Annotated in this window: 16 protein-coding genes; 6 read left to right on the top strand and 10 right to left on the bottom strand. The window is 58.1% G+C overall.

Features of this window, described 5'->3' with window-relative positions:
- The first annotated feature begins 58 nt into the window (after nucleotides 1-58).
- Both J4P41_RS02805 and J4P41_RS02810 read left to right on the top strand, forming a co-directional pair.
- The gene (locus tag J4P41_RS02805) at nucleotides 59-1,471 is read left to right on the top strand and encodes a sugar porter family MFS transporter (RefSeq protein WP_426066031.1); all 1,413 of its coding nucleotides are present in this window, start codon (nucleotides 59-61) and stop codon (nucleotides 1,469-1,471) included.
- A gap of 5 nt (nucleotides 1,472-1,476) precedes the next feature.
- Nucleotides 1,477-2,865 (top strand): MFS transporter, encoded by a 1,389-nt coding sequence (locus J4P41_RS02810; protein WP_426066130.1) that lies wholly within the window; start codon nucleotides 1,477-1,479, stop codon nucleotides 2,863-2,865.
- Here the strand turns inward: J4P41_RS02810 and J4P41_RS02815 are convergent.
- Nucleotides 2,834-3,502 (bottom strand): class I SAM-dependent methyltransferase, encoded by a 669-nt coding sequence (locus J4P41_RS02815; protein ID WP_426066032.1) that lies wholly within the window; start codon nucleotides 3,500-3,502, stop codon nucleotides 2,834-2,836. The two genes, J4P41_RS02810 and J4P41_RS02815, sit on opposite strands and share 32 nt — an antisense overlap.
- 5 nt (nucleotides 3,503-3,507) lie before the next feature.
- Nucleotides 3,508-4,419: a 4-hydroxybenzoate octaprenyltransferase gene (gene ubiA, locus J4P41_RS02820; protein WP_426066033.1), complete on the bottom strand. Its 912-nt coding sequence runs from the start codon at nucleotides 4,417-4,419 to the stop codon at nucleotides 3,508-3,510.
- A gap of 36 nt (nucleotides 4,420-4,455) precedes the next feature.
- On the opposite strand from ubiA, the gene J4P41_RS02825 reads away from it, so the two are divergent.
- The 3 genes from J4P41_RS02825 to J4P41_RS02835 all read left to right on the top strand — a co-directional run bounded on the left by J4P41_RS02825 (nucleotide 4,456) and on the right by J4P41_RS02835 (nucleotide 7,374).
- Nucleotides 4,456-5,196, top strand: coding sequence for a 16S rRNA (uracil(1498)-N(3))-methyltransferase (locus tag J4P41_RS02825; RefSeq protein WP_426066034.1), 741 nt, complete (start codon nucleotides 4,456-4,458; stop codon nucleotides 5,194-5,196).
- Nucleotides 5,197-5,271: 75 nt separating this feature from the next.
- The gene (locus J4P41_RS02830) at nucleotides 5,272-6,648 is read left to right on the top strand and encodes a glutamate--cysteine ligase (protein ID WP_426066035.1); all 1,377 of its coding nucleotides are present in this window, start codon (nucleotides 5,272-5,274) and stop codon (nucleotides 6,646-6,648) included.
- 93 nt (nucleotides 6,649-6,741) lie between these two features.
- Complete coding sequence (locus J4P41_RS02835; protein ID WP_426066036.1) at nucleotides 6,742-7,374, top strand: LolA family protein; 633 nt, start codon at nucleotides 6,742-6,744, stop codon at nucleotides 7,372-7,374.
- Between the two features lie 4 nt (nucleotides 7,375-7,378).
- On the opposite strand, the gene rsmI is transcribed toward J4P41_RS02835, so the two are convergent.
- The gene (gene rsmI / locus J4P41_RS02840; RefSeq protein ID WP_426066131.1) at nucleotides 7,379-8,212 is read right to left on the bottom strand and encodes a 16S rRNA (cytidine(1402)-2'-O)-methyltransferase; all 834 of its coding nucleotides are present in this window, start codon (nucleotides 8,210-8,212) and stop codon (nucleotides 7,379-7,381) included.
- Nucleotides 8,213-8,361: 149 nt separating this feature from the next.
- Between rsmI and J4P41_RS02845 the strand changes: the two genes are divergently transcribed.
- On the top strand, nucleotides 8,362-9,654 hold the full coding sequence (locus tag J4P41_RS02845; protein ID WP_426066037.1) for a penicillin-binding protein activator: 1,293 nt from the start codon (nucleotides 8,362-8,364) through the stop codon (nucleotides 9,652-9,654).
- Between the two features lie 127 nt (nucleotides 9,655-9,781).
- On the opposite strand, the gene J4P41_RS02850 is transcribed toward J4P41_RS02845, so the two are convergent.
- The 7 genes from J4P41_RS02850 to pdxH form a co-directional block, all read right to left on the bottom strand.
- Nucleotides 9,782-10,165: a hypothetical protein gene (locus tag J4P41_RS02850; protein WP_010502410.1), complete on the bottom strand. Its 384-nt coding sequence runs from the start codon at nucleotides 10,163-10,165 to the stop codon at nucleotides 9,782-9,784.
- 164 nt (nucleotides 10,166-10,329) lie between these two features.
- Nucleotides 10,330-11,244, bottom strand: a complete 915-nt coding sequence (locus J4P41_RS02855; protein WP_426066038.1) for a lysophospholipid acyltransferase family protein — start codon at nucleotides 11,242-11,244, stop codon at nucleotides 10,330-10,332.
- A complete protein-coding gene (gene lpxK / locus J4P41_RS02860; protein WP_061931736.1) occupies nucleotides 11,241-12,224 on the bottom strand; it encodes a tetraacyldisaccharide 4'-kinase in 984 nt (327 codons plus the stop codon). Before lpxK ends, J4P41_RS02855 begins: the two co-directional genes overlap by 4 nt.
- Nucleotides 12,221-14,071, bottom strand: a complete 1,851-nt coding sequence (locus tag J4P41_RS02865; protein WP_426066039.1) for a glycosyltransferase N-terminal domain-containing protein — start codon at nucleotides 14,069-14,071, stop codon at nucleotides 12,221-12,223. Before J4P41_RS02865 ends, lpxK begins: the two co-directional genes overlap by 4 nt.
- 71 nt (nucleotides 14,072-14,142) lie before the next feature.
- Nucleotides 14,143-14,853 carry a polysaccharide lyase family 7 protein gene (locus tag J4P41_RS02870; protein WP_426066040.1) on the bottom strand — a complete coding sequence of 237 codons (711 nt, stop codon included), beginning with the start codon at nucleotides 14,851-14,853 and terminating at the stop codon, nucleotides 14,143-14,145.
- Nucleotides 14,854-14,936: 83 nt separating this feature from the next.
- On the bottom strand, nucleotides 14,937-15,821 hold the full coding sequence (locus J4P41_RS02875) for a universal stress protein (RefSeq protein WP_062016458.1): 885 nt from the start codon (nucleotides 15,819-15,821) through the stop codon (nucleotides 14,937-14,939).
- 42 nt (nucleotides 15,822-15,863) lie between these two features.
- Complete coding sequence (gene pdxH, locus J4P41_RS02880; RefSeq protein ID WP_426066041.1) at nucleotides 15,864-16,466, bottom strand: pyridoxamine 5'-phosphate oxidase; 603 nt, start codon at nucleotides 16,464-16,466, stop codon at nucleotides 15,864-15,866.
- Nucleotides 16,467-16,668 lie beyond the last annotated feature (202 nt).

Consider the following 16,668-nt stretch of genomic DNA (forward strand, 5'->3'; position numbering starts at 1 on the left):
TCCTAGAAAGACCGTCAGGTATGAGCCAGACCTGAGTTAAGGATGAGGAACAGGAATTATGGTCGGGATTGCTGCGGTCCGCAGTGAGGACGTTTCAGGGGAGCCTCAACGCAGCACGGCACGCGCTACGGCACTGGGGATTATGGCGGCGCTTGCTGGCCTGATGTTCGGTCTCGATACTGGTGTGGTTGCGGGCGCTTTGCCCTTTATCGCTACAGATTTCCATGCCAGTGATGCCCTGCAAGGGTGGATTGTATCGTCCATGATGGCAGGAGCCGCATTTGGTTCTCTGGTTGCTGGGCGTATCTCCACGCGATACGGGCGTACCGGGGCTATGCTTGGCGCCGCAATTTTATTTCTTCTCGGGACGCTGCTGTGCGCCTTGGCACCGTCTGCTTTGATCCTGATTATCGGGCGCGTCTTTCTGGGACTGGCCGTAGGTCTCGCAGCGTTTGCTGCGCCGCTCTATATTTCTGAAATCACTGTCGAATCCGCTCGCGGGTCCATGATTTCCTTTTACCAGTTGATGGTCACGCTCGGCATTTTCCTCGCCTTCGTTTCTGACAGTCTTCTGGCGAGCGGTCAGCACTGGCGCTGGATGCTCGGAATCATGGCGGTTCCTGCAACGCTGTTTCTGGGCATTGTGTTGATCCTCCCGCACAGCCCGCGCTGGTTGATGATGCAAGGGCGCAAGGACCATGCGCGCCGTGTTCTCAACAGCCTGCGTTCCGACGAAGAAGTGGCAGAAGCTGAACTGGCCGACATTCAGGCGCGTTTGCACAAAAGCAGCGATGCCGGGTTTGGCCTGTTTCGTAGCAATCCCAATTTCCGTCGCTCTGTCTATTTGGGCATGCTTCTTCAGGTCATGCAGCAGCTGACCGGGATCAATGCCCTGCTGTATTATGCGCCGCGCGTTTTTCAGGCGGCCCATTTTGGTGTCAACGCGTCCATCTGGGCTACGACACTTGTCGGTCTGACGAACATGATCCTAACGGGTGTGGCGATTGCCTGCGTGGACAAATGGGGCCGTCGTCCGCTTCTCATCCTGAGCTGCGTCATTGCGGGATTGGCGTTGCTGGGTGTGGGCATCCTGTTGGCGGTCGGCGCTTCGAGCTTTGAGGCTCAGATTGCTCTGTGCGGATTTGTTCTATTGTTCGTGGCTGGATTCGCAATCGGTGAGGGGCCGCTTGTCTGGACCCTGTGCTCCGAAGTTCAGCCCACGCGCGGACGTGATTTCGGAATTGGATGCTCTACTGTCACAAACTGGGGGGCAAACTGGGCGATTTCCAAGACTTTCCCGATGGTCATGGTCGCTATGGGCGCTGCATCAACATTTATTATGTTTGCCGCTTTCAATGGACTTTTCATGCTTGTCACGCTCATGATGGTTCCGGAAACGAAAGGTGTCTCTCTTGAGACGATTGAGACCAATCTTTTTGCCGGTAAAAAATTGAGGGATCTGGGGCGTTAATCGTGATGAAAGTCGCTGCCGCTGGCGAGAAAGATCTCGACTGCGACCACCAACGACACGCTGGGCTTTACGGAGCCCAGCGTGTCAAAGCCATGTCAGCCGTTCTGCTTGGACTGCTGCTTTCCGTTCTGGATTACGCCATTGCGAACGTGGCGCTTCCTTCCATCGCCCATGATCTGAATGCCCCGTCTTCGCGGGCGATCTGGGTGGTGAATGCCTATCAGTTGGCCAACCTGTCCTGTCTCTTGCCTCTGGCGTCTTTCGGGTCGCGGGTAGGCTTTGCCCGTATGAGCCAGATTGGCATTTTCCTGTTTCTCATCACGTCTGTCGGCTGCGCCCTGTCCCAGAACCTGCTGGAACTGACGCTGGCCCGGGCCCTCCAGGGGGTTGGGGGGGCGTGCATCATGAGCGTGAATATCGCGCTCGTACGGTTCATTTATCCTCATGCAGAGCTTGGTAAGGGCATTGCCCTGAATGGTCTGTTTGTGGGTATTGGAGTGGCTCTAGGGCCAACGATTGGTTCGATTGTTCTTTCGGTCGCGACCTGGCCATGGATTTTCTGGATCAATCTGCCTCTGGCCTTGGCGGCTCTCGCCATGGCGCATTTTGCTCTGCCACAAACGCCCCGAAGCGAAACGCAGGCTGATATTCCCGGCTCCATCCTGACCGTGGCTTCTTTCGCGTTACTTGGCATCGGCCTAGATGGTCTGATGCATGGCGACTTTTTACCGGGATCGTTGCTGACCGGCGCGGGCCTGATCTGCTGGTGGCTTCTGCTCCGTTATCAGAAGGGGCGTCGAGAGCCGATTGTTCCTGTGGATCTTCTGGCACGGCGGCCATTTCTGTTGGCCTGTCTGGTGGGATTTCTCGGCTTTGTGGCCTCAAACCTCTATATTGTCGCCATGCCTTTCACCTTGGCGTCAGCCTTTCATCGTGGCGATTCCACGATCGGGCTTCTGATTGCGCCGTGGGCGGTTGGCGTGGCTGTAATGTCATTTGTGGTCGGGAAAATGGCTGACCGCTTTCCTGCCTCTGTGCTGTCTTCCTTGGGGTTGCTGCTGACAGCTTTTGGCTTTCTGCTGCTCTGGCTGTTGCCGCTGGATGCGAGCAATGCTGCGATTGCGTGGCGAACCCTGCTGGCCGGGTGTGGTTTTGGTCTGTTCCAACCTCCCAATAACCGGGCCATCATGGTGTCGGCCCCTGCTGGTCGGGAAGGTGGGGCCAGTGGCATGCTCTCAGTCGCACGTCTTGGAGGGCAGACGACGGGCGCCTTGCTCGTGGCTGCCCTTTTCACAATCTTCTCCCACCCAGCCTTTATCTGCCTCGGCGGCGCGATGATCGCCGCGTTGACAGGATCCGCTCTTAGCCTTGGGCGGAAATACCTCGCAGACTGAAGAGTGTTGTTGTGCGCTGGTCGGTACTTTCCAGCTCTTGAGTGGTCTGGACGTTCTGTTGAACCAGAATGTCCAGATCCAGTTTTGGTGCGTAATGGCGTCCGGGATCGCAGAGCCAGACTTCGCAGTGCTGGGCACATTCCAGCAGCCATGGCATGATGCGTGCTGCCATGGCTTCGTTGTAACAGACGTCTCCGATGACCAAGAGATCGCAGTCAGGCTTTGAGCCTACCAGATCTCCAGCAAGAAGCGTCACCGTGACACTATTCAGTGTGGCGTTCAGGGAAGTGGCTTCCAGAGCCATTTGATCGATATCGTTGGCTTCTACAGCAGATGCCCCGACCATTACTGCAGCAATGGCGGCTAGACCGCATCCGCATGCGACGTCCAGAACACGCTTGCCGTGAACCCGCTCAGGGTTGTCCAGAATATAGCGTGCGATAAGCTGGCTGCCCGGCCACGCAAAGGCCCAGAAGGGCGGCTCAATGCCATGCGCTTCAAGAAACGCCTCGCTGGCCTGCCAAATGGGGGTGATATCTGTTGCCAGATGCAGGGCGATTTCCGGAACAAGTCCGGCACTTTCGACTGCCGTGTTGTCGCGGATGAATGCCGCGGGGTCCTGCAGTCTGACGGGCATGGTGTTCAAAGTCTTCCGCAGATGAAGGCAAGAGCCACAAGGAAACCGATCGGGACGTTTTGTTTGAACTGGCGCAGGCAGTTCGGTGCGTCGTAGGGGTTAAGCGTACGGGCCTGCTGAAGAAGAAGCAGACCTGCCACTGCAAAGAACACCCAGAAGCCAAGGTGCAGATGGGCGTGAATGGCGACCAGCCCCAGAGCCAGCAGCATCAGGCTATAGCAGGTGGCGATAAAGGGTTTCGCACGCTTTTCCATAAGGCGGGACGTGGAGCGCACACCGATGCGTGCATCATCATCCATGTCCTGAAAGCCATAGATGGTATCAAAGCCAAGCTGCCAGAGAATGACGGCGCCATAGAGCAGAGCTCCGTTCCCATCCAGGCGGCCACCAGCCGCAGCGTAGCCCATGGGGGCCCCGAAACCAAACGTGAAGCCCATGACAAGCTGAGGCCACCATGTGACTCGTTTTGCTGCTGGGTAGAGGCCGACAAGGACCAGTGCAAAAGGTGCCAAAATCCAGCAGGCGACCGGGAGGCACAGCAGAACGCACAGACCGCAGAACAGCAGGGCAGCAAGTAGTTTGAGCCCCTGTTTCAGAGAAAGTGCGCCACTGGCTAGGGGGCGGCCAGCTGTTCGGGCAACCTTGGCATCAATATCGCGGTCCCAGATGTCGTTCACGACACATCCGGCAGACCGCATGACAAGGGAGCCGAACGCGAAGAGTGCCGTGTAGAGGACGCGAAGCTCAAGCGGTGCCTCTGGCGCAAGGAAAAGCCCCCACACGCCGGGAAGCAGCAAAAGGCATGTAGGCCACGGGCGATCCAGTCGGGCCAGAAGGGCATAGGACCGCCAAGGTTCGGGCAGGCGGCCGATTTGGCCGGCCAGATGGATGTCGGTATGGGGGCTCGTCTTACTCATTGAAATCCCTGATGCGTGGCGGAGGCGCTTCCGTCAATGGCTGGAGCGCGCTATCGGAAAAGGATGAGCCGATCTGATCCCCGTCTTTATCTTGAAGTTCCGGATGTCGCCTTCACGGAAGGGCTGGAACTTCCGCTTCCTGCTGGTCAGGCCCATTATCTGGGCAATGTTATGCGACATGCTGTTGGAGACGCTGTTCGTGTTTTCAATGCGACGGACGGGGAGTGGGCTGCGACGATCCAGACCCTTCGCAAAGACCGTGGGACAATTGTCCTTGGGGCAATGGAGCGTCCTCCGCAGCCAACGGACGGTGTGGAGCTTCTGTTCGCGCCGTTGAAGCGGGACGCGACAGAGCTTGTGATCCGCATGGGTACGGAACTGGGCGTGACCGCCTTTCGACCCGTCATTACGGAACGAACCAATACCCATCGTCTGAATCTGGACCGTCTTGCCCTGATTGCGTCCGAGGCTGCTGAACAATGTGAGCGGCTGGATATTCCGATGATTCATCCGCCTGAACCGTTGAAAACCGTTCTCTCTACCTGGCCAGATGACAAGCCGCTTTTTGCGGCGCTGGAGCGTCGGCCTGGTGAAGACGGTCCGTTGAAAGCAGCGGCGCTGCTGATTGGACCGGAAGGCGGATTTTCTGACACCGAGGTTCTGTTGCTTCAACGTCATCCTGCTGTCCATGCTCTGACGCTGGGGCCGCTTGTGCTGCGGGCCGAGACTGCTGTTTGTGCTGGCCTGTCCCGTCTGGCGCTCAGACGTGGCGCGTGAGGGTGACAGGATCGTCTGACCTGCTACAAGTTCAATCAATATCGAACAACGATTTTAAACCGAGGCAAAACCGCCATGTCCAATCCCGGCACGTCCAATAGCGCAACGATCGAGAATCGGGCGCAGCTCGTCGAGGTTCTGGAGCGTGGCTCCAAGCCGCAGTCTGAGTGGAAGATTGGCACCGAGCATGAAAAGTTCGGGTTTGTGCTACCGGGACAGGATGACGGGCGTGAGCCGCTATCGGCTCCTCCCTACGAACCTAAGGGTATTGGTGCTCTTCTTCAGAAGCTGGAAGGACCGGACTGGGCGCCGATTCATGATGGAGAGGCGCTGATTGGTCTGGCTGGTCAGAACAGCCAGAAAGGTCGCTCGATTTCCCTGGAGCCTGCGGGGCAGTTTGAACTCTCGGGTGCGCCAGTTGTCTCGCTTCAAGAAACGCAGACTGAAATGCAGGAGCATTTTGACCTGATTCGTGGGCCGGCTTCCGAGCTTGGAATTGGCTTCCTTCCGTTTGGGTTCCAGCCGCTCTGGGGCCGGGATGCCATGCCGTGGATGCCCAAAAGCCGCTACGCCATCATGCGGAATTACATGCCGAAGGTCGGGAGCCTCGGTCTGGACATGATGACGCGGACCTGCACCGTGCAGGTTAATCTGGATTTTGGCAGCGAAGCGGATATGGCCCGCAAGATGCGTGTGTCTCTGGCGCTTCAGCCTCTGGCAACGGCGTTGTTTGCCAATTCGCCTTTCGTGGAAGGCAAGGCCAACGGGTTCATGTCCAACCGTGCCCGCATCTGGACGGACACTGATAATCAGCGTGCGGGTCAGCCTTCCTTGTTCTTCGCAGAAGATTTCAGCTTCGAAAAGTATGTCGACTGGGCGCTGGACGTTCCGATGTATTTCGTCGCCCGCGATGGAAAGAATATCGACGTGAGTGGTTGTTCCTTCCGTCGTTGGTTGAATGGCGAGGCGCAGCCCGGTCTGGAAGGTCTGACCCCGACCATCGGCGATTTTGAAGACCACCTTACGACTGCGTTCCCGGATGTGCGGCTCAAGCAGTTCCTGGAAATGCGTGGCGCGGATGCTGGTAAGCCGGAGATGATGGTGGCGCAGTCCGCACTCTGGGTTGGTCTTCTGTATGATCCGGCCACGCTGGAAGCGGCTGAAAAGCTGGTTCTGGAACAGCCTTGGGAGGTTTATCAGCAGCTTCGTGCCGATGTGCCCGCAAAGGGAATGCAGGCTGAATTCCCGGGTGGTCTGAAAGCTCTGGCCAAGCGGGTTCTGACACTGGCAGAGCAGGGACTTCGGGCGCGTGTTCGTAATGAGGCTCACTTCCTCGATCCGCTGCATCTGATTGCAGAAGGTGGCCCGAATCAGGCCGAATACTGGCTGGCCCTTTATGAGGGCGCATGGGGCGGCAGCGTGAAGCCGCTGTTCCGCGAAGCTTCGATCTGAAGCTGAACATTCCGGTTTTTATCGGGGGGCACTATGAATCGGGAAAGCGGGTGCTTTTTTGCAACCCGTTCCCCGATCGGTAGTTCCAGAGGGATGATGAACCGTCTTTTCTTTCGCGCGGCTGTGGCCAGCGCTTTCATGTCCGTTGCTGCTCTCCCGTTTCCTGCTCTGGCGCAGGCTGTTCCGGCGCAGCTTCGTCCTGTGGATCAGGGATGGATTGCCCGTATTCAGGATACGCTGGGTCAGATTACGGTCCTTCAGGCCCGCTTTCAGCAGATTGCTCCCGATGGCAAAACCGTTGGTGGCACGGCGACGCTGGATCGTCCGGGGCGGATGCGTTTCGATTATGACAGCCCAAGCCCGCTTCTACTGGTCGCGAATGACGGGAAGGTCGTGTTTCAGGATCGTAGCGTCGGACAGGTCACGGTCATTCCGCTGGACCGCACCCCCCTGGGCCTTCTGCTTCGCCCTGACCTGAAACTGTCTGGGGACGTGACTGTTACGGGATTCGAGCGCAAAAGCGATCAGATCCATCTGCAGGTTGAGAAAACCGATAACCCGGGTGAGGGGAACCTGACCCTCGTGTTTTCGGAGGCGCCTTTGGCTCTTCTGGGATGGGAAGTTGTAGATGCGCAGGGGCGAACGACCCGCATTGCTCTGTCGGATGTAAAGACGGGTGGAAGCGTGTCCCAGTCTTTGTTCACGCTTCCAAAATCCGAAGAGTGAGGAATTAGCTCTTCATCTCTTTTGAGAGTTCCAGCGCACGGGCATAAACCGTGCGCTTCGGCAGTTTCACGATCCCGGCGACAAGCGTTGCAGCATCCTTGACTGAATGGCTCTCCAACGCCTGTCGCAGATGCGTATCCAGATCATCCGCGCCACTGTCATCTTCTGCTGATGGACCAATCAGAAGCGTGATTTCTCCGCGCGGTGCTGTGGTTTGGAAATGAGCCAGCACTTCTGTGAGCGTTCCGCGCACCATTTCCTCAAAACGCTTTGTCAGTTCGCGACCAACGGCGGCCTCGCGATCTGGCCCGAACACCTCAACCAGATCTTCCAGTGTTTCAACCAGACGATGCGGTGCTTCATACCAGATCAGTGTAGAGCGTATGCCAGCCTGTTCGGCCGCGCGGAGCGTTGCAAAGCCGGTCTTGCGAGCTTCGCTGCGCGGTGCCGGAAAGCCCAGAAACATGAAGGGTAGGGGGGGCAGGCCAGACAGGGTCAGAGCAGTGATGACCGCGTTCGGGCCAGGAATGGCCGTAACGGGAATACCAGCGGCAATGGCTGCGCGCACCAGACGGTAGCCCGGGTCTGAGACCAGTGGGGTGCCCGCGTCTGACACGACGGCGTATCGTGCCCCTGCAGAAAGTTTTTCAATGAGAAACGGGGTGCGATCCTGTTCGTTGTGATCGTGCAGCGTTCTGGTGGGCGTGGAGATGTTGCGGGACATCAGCAATTTTGCCGTAACCCGCGTATCTTCACATAAAATCGCCTCAACGCTCTGTAAGGTCTCTATCGCGCGTTCGCTGATATCGGCCAGGTTGCCGATTGGCGTCGCAACCAATATCAGTTGTCCCCCCACTTTCGGGCCATGCTCCGATGGCGGGGCGGCCGTTAATATTTCAGCCGTATCGCTCAAGGGAGTTTCAGCGGAACATGACTTTTCGGACATCTGCATCCTCGGTGACGAACTCAAGGCCCTATTCTGGACCGATGAGCCGTCTGCGCAAGGGTGTAAGCACTGGCCTCGCCGCTGGAACCTTCCTGACGCTGACTGCCTGCTCGGGCGGAGGCTCCTCGCTGATCCCCGGTGTGGGCGGTATTCCTGGCTCTAGCCAGGCGCCGGGCGCGCATGACGTGGGCCTGATTCTGCCGCTGACGGGGCGCTACGGAGCGATTGGTGGTCGTATGCGAGACGCCGCCAAGCTTGCTCTTTCTGCCCAAGGGTCGCCGGCGCTGGATATTCATGACAGCAACGCCGCAGGGGGCGCTGCGCAGGCCGCTCATGATGCGCTTTCCCGTGGTGATGCGATGATTTTGGGGCCGTTGACCGCTACGGAAACGGCCGCTGTTGCGCCACTGGCTGTGGAAGCAGGGAAGCCTGTCCTGGCGTTCACGAGCGATTCGACACAGGCGCGTCCGGGCGTCTGGGTCATGGGTCTGACGCCGGAGCAGCAGGTTCGCCGCATGGTGGACGCAGCACGGGCGACGGGTCGCAAAACATTTGCTGCTTTCCTGCCTGACAATGCGCTTGGTCACGCCATGGCAGAGGGTCTTCAGCGTGCCTGTCGCGATGACGGTCTGAACGAGCCGAAGATCGTTTTCCACGCAATGGATGCCCAGAGTATTGATGATGGCCTGAAGAGTTTGTCGGATATCGCGAACCGTCAGCCTCCTGCTCCTGCGCTGACAATGCCACCCGGTCCGTCTGCTGTTGACCCGACCGCAGAAGCTGCTCCCGATTCGGCTACTGCTGCGCCTCCGGCTCAGGCAGTACCTTCGCAGCCTGTTGCAGCCCCTCCTGTTCCGCCGCCGCCGTTTGACGCGCTGGTTCTGGCCGACACCGGTATGGAACTGGGGCATATCATTACGGCTCTGCGCGATGATCACATTGACGCCAGTCAGGTTCAGATCATGGGGCCGGCGCTCTGGAAGGCGTTTGATGGCAAGCTGAGTGCGCTGCATGGTGCCTGGTACGCTGCGCCAGACGCCAAGGATCGCAACGGATATGTCGGGCAATATAAGGCCGTCTACAAGCAGACACCGTCCCCAGTCACGGACTTTGCCTATGATGCGGCCGCTCTGGCTGGAAGCCTGATGAAGCAGGGTGGCCCTACGACGGCAGCCTTGACACGGCCGGATGGTTATATGGGAGTAGATGGTCTGTTCCGGTTGCGTCCGGATGGGCATGTGACGCGCGCGCTGGCGATCTACCAGATCCAGCGTGGCGGGGGCGCCCGGATTATTGTTCCGGCATCGCGGGATATCGCGGCCCGACCGAGCTAAGAAAGCATCTGATTTCTTAAAGGAAGAAACACGCGTCTGCGGCGACCAGCGCGTGTTTTTTTATGCCTGCTTTTGGCCAAGACGCCGGGAACAGCAGAAAGAGGCCGTTTGATGCCTCAAAGCGCTGTCAGGCGGCGTATGTTTCTGCCAGCGGCAGGACGGGGCGAATGGTGTGCAGAGCCAGTTCGAAGCTGGCGTAGCTGCCGAGTTCGTGATTTCGCAGATGGTCGATCAGAACCCAGCGCATGCCTTGTGGACGCAGCATGTAGGCAGGGTCGGGATTCTCACGGACCCAGACAAGAACATGCTCGATCGGGGTCGTTCCATCAAAATTGGTAACGCCAGAGTCGACCGGAGTGATCTCTGCATCGAACAGACCCATCCGCATACCAGCTTCGAGCCACCGGGACAGATATTCACGGTGGCGGGGAAGCACACCCTGTCTCAGGGTAATGACATTCCCACCCATGGAAACGGGGGAAAGGTCAAGAAGGGGAGTTGCCTGCGCCATCAGGTAAGTCCTCATCAAAGCGGGGCAGAAGAGCCCTGTGATTGCGATAAGGTCAGGCTAAAATCCAAACGGGGCCTTTCACAATCTTAAATGACGTCAAAACCCGGTCTGGCGACATAAACTTTCCCGACTGTGGCAAATCTGCCATGCGAAAAACGCATATCTCAACATCTTGTTGTCATATTCCGATACAGGTCTTTGTTCCAGCGGCGGTGAAGCCAGAGCCAGGATCCTGGCTTCTCCTCAATCCATTCCTGAAGCCGGTCGTTGAGGCGCTGTGTCAGTGACAGAATGTCGGCCTGCCGGTTTTCTGTTGGCTGAAAGTCAATCGGTTCGTCCACAACAAGCACGAGTCTCGCCGGACCATCGCGGCGGACATGACCCGTCACGATCAGGGCGTTATGACGCAGCGCAAACACTGCCGTAGCCGAAGCTGTCATGGCTGGACGGCCAAAGAGCTGAGCTTCGATGCCATCGTTCATTTTCTGGTCGCCCAGCACGCCGAGATGGCCATCTTTTGAGAGATGCCTGAGGGCTGCACGTGCTCCTTTGGAGCCTTTTGGAAACATGGGGACGTCGGCCCCCATGGCCTCCCGGCGCAGGGCATGGATGATGGAATCCACAGTGGGATTGCTTGCCGCACGGTAGAAAGACGCGAATGGCATGCCAAAGCGGGCTACGACCGGAGGCATCAGTTCCCAGTTCCCAATATGGCCGGAAAAGAAAATGATCGGTCGTCCCGTGGCTTTGGCAGCTTCGAGATGTTCCGCCCCTTCAACCTGCCATCCCGGACCAGAGGGCGTGTTCTGTTTCAGGCGTCCAACATGGGGAAACTCCGAAACGGTCCGCCCCAGATTGTCCCAGCAGTCCCGAACGGTTTTGCGGCGTTCGTCGCGGGTCATCTGCGGCATGGCCATCTGCAGGTTTTGGTCCGCTACTTTGGAAACTGGCAAAAGTGGACCGATTGTTCGCGCTACCGATCCACCGAGGGTAGAGGCCACGGAAGGTGGCAGAATGCGGAGCCCGCCCAGCAGGATGCGCACGATCAGGGCTTCTGCCCGGTATGAAAGAGAGGTCATGACAGGGGAAAAAGCAGATCCAGAATATGGTCGGGTGCCTTGGGGTCTGCCCAGAGCAGCTCGACATTGACGACCGTGACCTGCGCCCGAAAGGCAGGAGGAAGTTTGACCGCATCCTTGGCTGTGGTCACCAGAGTGGTGCCGGATTCCCGGCGCAGCGTTTCAAGGCGCTGAATATCATTGTTGGAATAGGTGTGATGGTCCGGGAAGGGCAGGGAGCGTACGGGAGTTACGCCGGCATCCTGCAACATGGAAAAGAACTTTTCCGGCCGGCCAATGCCCGCGAAGGCCACCACGCGACGCCCCTGAAGACCCCGGATTTCTGGTCCGGGAACAAGTCGGGCCTGCGTTTTGAACAGGAATGGCGGAAGGGTCAGCAGAAGATTGTGACGGTCGTCGCCAATGATGACCACGACCTGTGCCCGCTTCAACCCGTCCATGACCGGTTCACGCAATGGGCCAGCCGGCATCACCTGTGCGTTTCCAAAGCCGACTGTGCCGTCCACAACCAGAATTGAAACATCCTTCTGCAGACTCGCATTCTGGAAGCCATCGTCCATCACGATGCAGTCGGCCCCCTGACCAATGGCCAGGCGTGCAGTCTGGCCCCGATCGGGCCCAATCCATGTCGGTGCGGCACGGGCGAGCAAGAGGGGCTCATCGCCCACATCCCTGGCGCTGGCCCGGCCGGGATTGACTTCCAGTGGCCCACGTTCGCGTCCGCCATGACCACGGCTGAGAATATGAGGATGATGTCCACGCTCAATAAGGCGCTGGACCAGATCGAGGGTCAGAGGAGTCTTTCCTGTTCCGCCGACTGTTATGTTGCCGCAGCACAGGACAGGAACAGGGGCCTGAAACCCGGATTTTTTGAGACGACGGCGTGTCAGGCGCGTCGCAATGGTTCCGAACGGACGCAGCAGAAACGCGGCAGGTCCTATCCGGGGAACGGACCAGAATCGCGGAGCCTGCAGCTTCATCGTTCAAGTGTCTCCAGAATGCGAGGGCTCAGCTTCGACACTACGGAGCGCTGAAGTTCCCCCGTCGAAGCTGTGGCATGCGCTGTGGTCATCCACTCTGCCAGAGTAGCGACATCCCTGACGATGTGAAGATAATCCTGAAGCAGGATCATGGCTTCACGCCAGTTGGTCATCAACGGGCCAGTCGCGGTTGGGATCCCCAGCCGCAAAGGCTCGAACGGATTATGTCCGCCGCCTTTGCCAGCCAGAGAATTGCCGATGAAGCAACTGTCTGCCAGTCGGTAGAACAGCCCTAGTTCTCCGAGCGTATCCGCAATCCAGACGGAGGTTGTGGCGTCTGGGTCCTGACCTTGAGACCGCCGACGGTTTAGCCCGAACTGTTGTGCCAGTTCTTCGCCTCGGGAAGGATGACGGGGGATGAGAATGGTCAGCAGATCAGGTGTCTTCTGCCGCGCGATTGCTGCGGCTTCCAGAACCAGGTCTTCTTCGCCTGGGTGCGTGGAGGCCGCCACAAACACCGGACGATCACCGATGAGGGCTTTCAGGCGCTTCAGTTCCTGCTCGTCGCAAAACAGAGGGGCGGCATCCTGTTTAAGATCTCCGTCTTCATAAACCGGATTGGCACCAAGACTGCGAAAATGTGTAGCATCTTCTGCCCCGCGAGCCGCGACCCAACTCAGGCGTGAAAACATCCGGCGCGCCAAAGGTCCTGCCTTGGCCCAGCGATGTGCGGAACGATCCGACAATCGGCCATTGACGACCATTGTGGGAATATTCTGGCGGCAACAGGCTGTAATGATCCCGGGCCAGAGTTCGCTCTCCACAAAAACGGCGCCATTGGGCTTCCAGCGTTTGAGGAAGCGACCAAACCAGCGCGGCACATCATGAGGAATGAAACGATGGAGAACACGTTTGCCAAACTCCGGATGTGCGGTGACGATTTCCGCCCCGGTGACTGTGGCCGTTGTGAACAGAATTTTCAGGTCGGGCTGTCGTTCAAGCAGATCGTCCATCAGCGGACGGGCACAAAGCGTCTCTCCAACGCTGGCGGCATGGATCCAGAGAAGTTTCCCATTTGGTCGCACACCACCACCCAGACCCATGCGTTCCCGCAATCTGTTCGGTAACTCACGCCCCCGGTGGACGCGAAGACGAAGCATGATGGTTAGGGACGGGGCCAGAAGTGTTCCGATGATGGCCCAGAGCCGATCCATGACGGAAAAATTCTGTCGTCGCACAGTGTCTTCAGCCTGTTGAGAAACCGTTTCCAGCGCTTTCTTCAAGGTTTCTGCATCGGGTTGGAAAAGTGGTGCCCCGGCAACCAGTGATCCTCTGCCAAAAGGCAGCGGAAACAGCATTCTGTCCCATGAGGGCAGATGGATGCCGTTACAGGCAAGACCAATGGGGATAACAGCGCATTTTGCCAGACGGGAGAGCGCCACTGCGCCAGGCTGGACATCTTCGGCAGGGCCGCGGGGACCATCAGGCGTAATGGCGACGAAAGCACCATCCTTTAGTTCCCGGAGCGCGGTGCGCATGACAGCGGCGCCCCCTTTGTCTTTGCCTTTTCTGGAAGACGATCCGTGGATGCCAATAATTCCCCATGGACGGACGGCGTCAGCAATCAGCAGGCCATCGGCATTCCGGGAGATGAGAACTCTGAGTTTCAAGCGAGGTTCATGAGCGGTTGCCCAGAACCAGAGCGCCGGAGCCAGGGTCAGGGAACGGTGCCAGAAAGCGACCACCAATCCCTGATCTGGCTGTAGCAGAAGATCCCTGGAGTCCTTTGAGCCGCTGACCTGCCAGCGTGTGGAACGCAGGCTGGCACCCAGCCAGATACGGATCATGCGCGCAGGCGATATCATGGGCAGTCGGGTAGCATGGTCCGGGCTGGCTCGCAAAACTCTGTGACAGATTGTCAGGCTGCCTGATGGTGAACCTGAAGTCCCGTGAACGTTACGCGGGCTGCGTCCGAGTGGCTCGGCCTATGGAAACCCTGTTCGCCTGCGATGGCTTCAAACCACAGGGCCTGTGTGGTTGCGGCAGAGGGAAGCGAGAAATGGCTCGTTGTCCCGTTAACGGAGATCAACAGCAAACCATTAGGTGTTGTGTGGATGGAATAGCGGACGGTTTGTTGCGGATAGACGGTGCCAGCGACCACTTTCTGGGTGGATGTTCCGTTGTTGACAATGGCCAAGACCCTGTCGCCTTCGACTCTGAGTTCGGCAATGGCCCCCTGCTGGGACGTCAGACGCCCAATGGTGATACGGCCGTTCTTTGGGATGCGGTCGATGTGCAGGGCGGCTTCCAGATCGGAAGAAGTCTGCTGGAAGTACCAGGCTGAATTTTCGCGCAGGAGGGTCTCGGGGGCAATTGTGCCCCGGACTGGCGGCTGAAGACCATCAGTATGAAGTGTTATGCTGCCTGTTTGCGGGTTGCGGCTATAAAACGGGCTGCTGTAGCCCGAGATCAGCGTGGCGGAAGGAACAAGATGCAGGCTTAGTTGGCCCGACGGTTCCTGAAGAGTGAATGAGGAGATATCCGCTGAAAGGCGGCTATCCATGGCCTGAGCAGATGCGCCTGTAACAGCGGCAAGACAGAAAAGCGGAGCGGCTAGGCGGGAAAGCATGGAACGTCCTTTCCGGAGGGCTGTGTGAAACGTCAGATGACGACTTCAACGCAGAACACCCGGAAAGGACGCATGATCTGATGTCAGCGACTCATGAGAACAGTCAGTTTCATGTTCTCAAGAATATGTCGTGTCACCCCGCCAAGGATCATCTGGCGCAGGCGTGAGTGAGAGTAAGCGCCCATGCTGAGCATGTCTGCGCCAAAATCTTCAGCGCCTTTGAGCAGGCCCGCACCGACGTCCTTGTTGATGGGATCGCAGGCCTGCGTTGTAGCGGAAATGCCGTGCATCCGCAGATAACGGACTACATCGTCGCCAGTCGGACCGCGGCGCTGATATTCCTGACAGGTCAGAACCTGTACTGCTTCTGCCGTGTGCGCCCATGGCAGGATACAACGCAGGGCGAGGGACGCCTCAGGCGTACCATTCCATGCAATGGCAATGCGGCGGCCAACGGTCTTGGGAACGATCGGCGGCGCAATGACAAGCGGGCGGCCGCTATCAAAGAGAATGGCGTGCAGCGTCTCGGATGCCCGGGGGTCTGTAGCGGAAATGAGATTCGGCACGAGCGTCATATCCGCCAGACGTGAACGCCATGTCAGGGCGTCATGCTCCGTTCCGTCCAGGACTTCGAGGCTGGCGCTGACGCCTTCTCCAAGAGTCATGCCAATTTTGGAGGCTTCGACGCGGCGGATGCCGTTCTGATGCACGAAAGTATCGAAGCTGTGGCGAATCTTGATGGCACGACGATGGGCTTCTGTAGCTGCCGCGTCGATCATTTCCGTGACCATGCCGGCAGAAATGCCTTCGCCAGCCAGTGTCGCCACTTCGGTCGGATCTGATCCGACAACGACAGCAGAAAGATGCGCGTTGAAACGATGTGCAAAGTCCAGAGCGACCGACATGACAGAGTCAAGGTCGTCGGCCCCGGTGAGGGGGAGAAGGATATTCTTGATTTCGATAAGCATAACGTAAGGCTCCCCACCTATGGAAAAGGATGTTCTGTCTCTTTACGGATAAAGACGCGTGACGTTCCATCCGGATCCATCACGAGTCCATAATGCACGGTCATGGAGGCGGAAAGGGCGGTCCTGCCAGAACTCGATGGCGTCTGGACTGACGCGGAAACCGGTCCAGTTGCTCGGGCGCGGAATCGGACCATCGCCATATTTTTCTTCCGCTGCCTTCAGGCGCTCTTCAAAAGTGCTGCGGTCATCCAAGGGGCGGGACTGGTCAGAGGCAATGGCCCCAAGGCGGGACATGGGCGAGCGGCTGGCGAAATACGCATCCGCCTCTTCTTCACTGACCTGCGTAACCGGTCCTTCGATCCGGATCTGCCGACGCAGGGATTTCCAGTGGAACAGCAGGGCGACATGAGGGTTGGTCAGCAGATCGCGACCCTTGTGGCTCTCTAAATTTGTGTAAAAAACAAAACCTTGTTCATCCATGCCCTTAAGCAAAAGCATACGCACAGAGGGAAGACCGTCGGGTGTCGAGGTTGCAACAGCCATGGCGTTGGGATCATTGGGCTCGGACGCTTCCGCGTCTGACATCCATGTCGCGAATAGTGCGAACGGATCGGCAGTCAGATCGATAAGGGGCTGAGAGGGCATGGAAGTCTCCTGAAGCAGCGGGGACGGACCCGAAAGGGCAGGACAAGAACCATAGCGGTTCCGCCCGGTTCCCGGAACAGAGCCGATCAATCGACGGTCCCGAATATAGTGTCGCCTACATTATATAGAGGACGAAAGAAGAGATGCCTTGACCTGTCTCATGGGCTGGAAATCCACACTGCGGCTGAAAACTGCCGTCGAA

The organism is Gluconobacter sp. NFX36, assembly GCF_049887835.1.
GTDB lineage: Bacteria > Pseudomonadota > Alphaproteobacteria > Acetobacterales > Acetobacteraceae > Gluconobacter > Gluconobacter japonicus_A.

Coding starts and splice junctions, on each gene's coding strand:
- J4P41_RS02805 (WP_426066031.1), top strand. CDS start 59: ATGGTCGGGATTGCTGCGGTCCGCAGTGAGGACGTTTCAGGGGAGCCT.
- J4P41_RS02810 (WP_426066130.1), top strand. CDS start 1,477: ATGAAAGTCGCTGCCGCTGGCGAGAAAGATCTCGACTGCGACCACCAA.
- J4P41_RS02815 (WP_426066032.1), bottom strand. CDS start 3,502: ATGCCCGTCAGACTGCAGGACCCCGCGGCATTCATCCGCGACAACACG.
- ubiA (WP_426066033.1), bottom strand. CDS start 4,419: ATGAGTAAGACGAGCCCCCATACCGACATCCATCTGGCCGGCCAAATC.
- J4P41_RS02825 (WP_426066034.1), top strand. CDS start 4,456: ATGGCTGGAGCGCGCTATCGGAAAAGGATGAGCCGATCTGATCCCCGT.
- J4P41_RS02830 (WP_426066035.1), top strand. CDS start 5,272: ATGTCCAATCCCGGCACGTCCAATAGCGCAACGATCGAGAATCGGGCG.
- J4P41_RS02835 (WP_426066036.1), top strand. CDS start 6,742: ATGATGAACCGTCTTTTCTTTCGCGCGGCTGTGGCCAGCGCTTTCATG.
- J4P41_RS02845 (WP_426066037.1), top strand. CDS start 8,362: ATGAGCCGTCTGCGCAAGGGTGTAAGCACTGGCCTCGCCGCTGGAACC.
- J4P41_RS02850 (WP_010502410.1), bottom strand. CDS start 10,165: ATGGCGCAGGCAACTCCCCTTCTTGACCTTTCCCCCGTTTCCATGGGT.
- J4P41_RS02855 (WP_426066038.1), bottom strand. CDS start 11,244: ATGACCTCTCTTTCATACCGGGCAGAAGCCCTGATCGTGCGCATCCTG.
- lpxK (WP_061931736.1), bottom strand. CDS start 12,224: ATGAAGCTGCAGGCTCCGCGATTCTGGTCCGTTCCCCGGATAGGACCT.
- J4P41_RS02865 (WP_426066039.1), bottom strand. CDS start 14,071: ATGATCCGTATCTGGCTGGGTGCCAGCCTGCGTTCCACACGCTGGCAG.
- J4P41_RS02870 (WP_426066040.1), bottom strand. CDS start 14,853: ATGCTTTCCCGCCTAGCCGCTCCGCTTTTCTGTCTTGCCGCTGTTACA.
- J4P41_RS02875 (WP_062016458.1), bottom strand. CDS start 15,821: ATGCTTATCGAAATCAAGAATATCCTTCTCCCCCTCACCGGGGCCGAC.
- pdxH (WP_426066041.1), bottom strand. CDS start 16,466: ATGCCCTCTCAGCCCCTTATCGATCTGACTGCCGATCCGTTCGCACTA.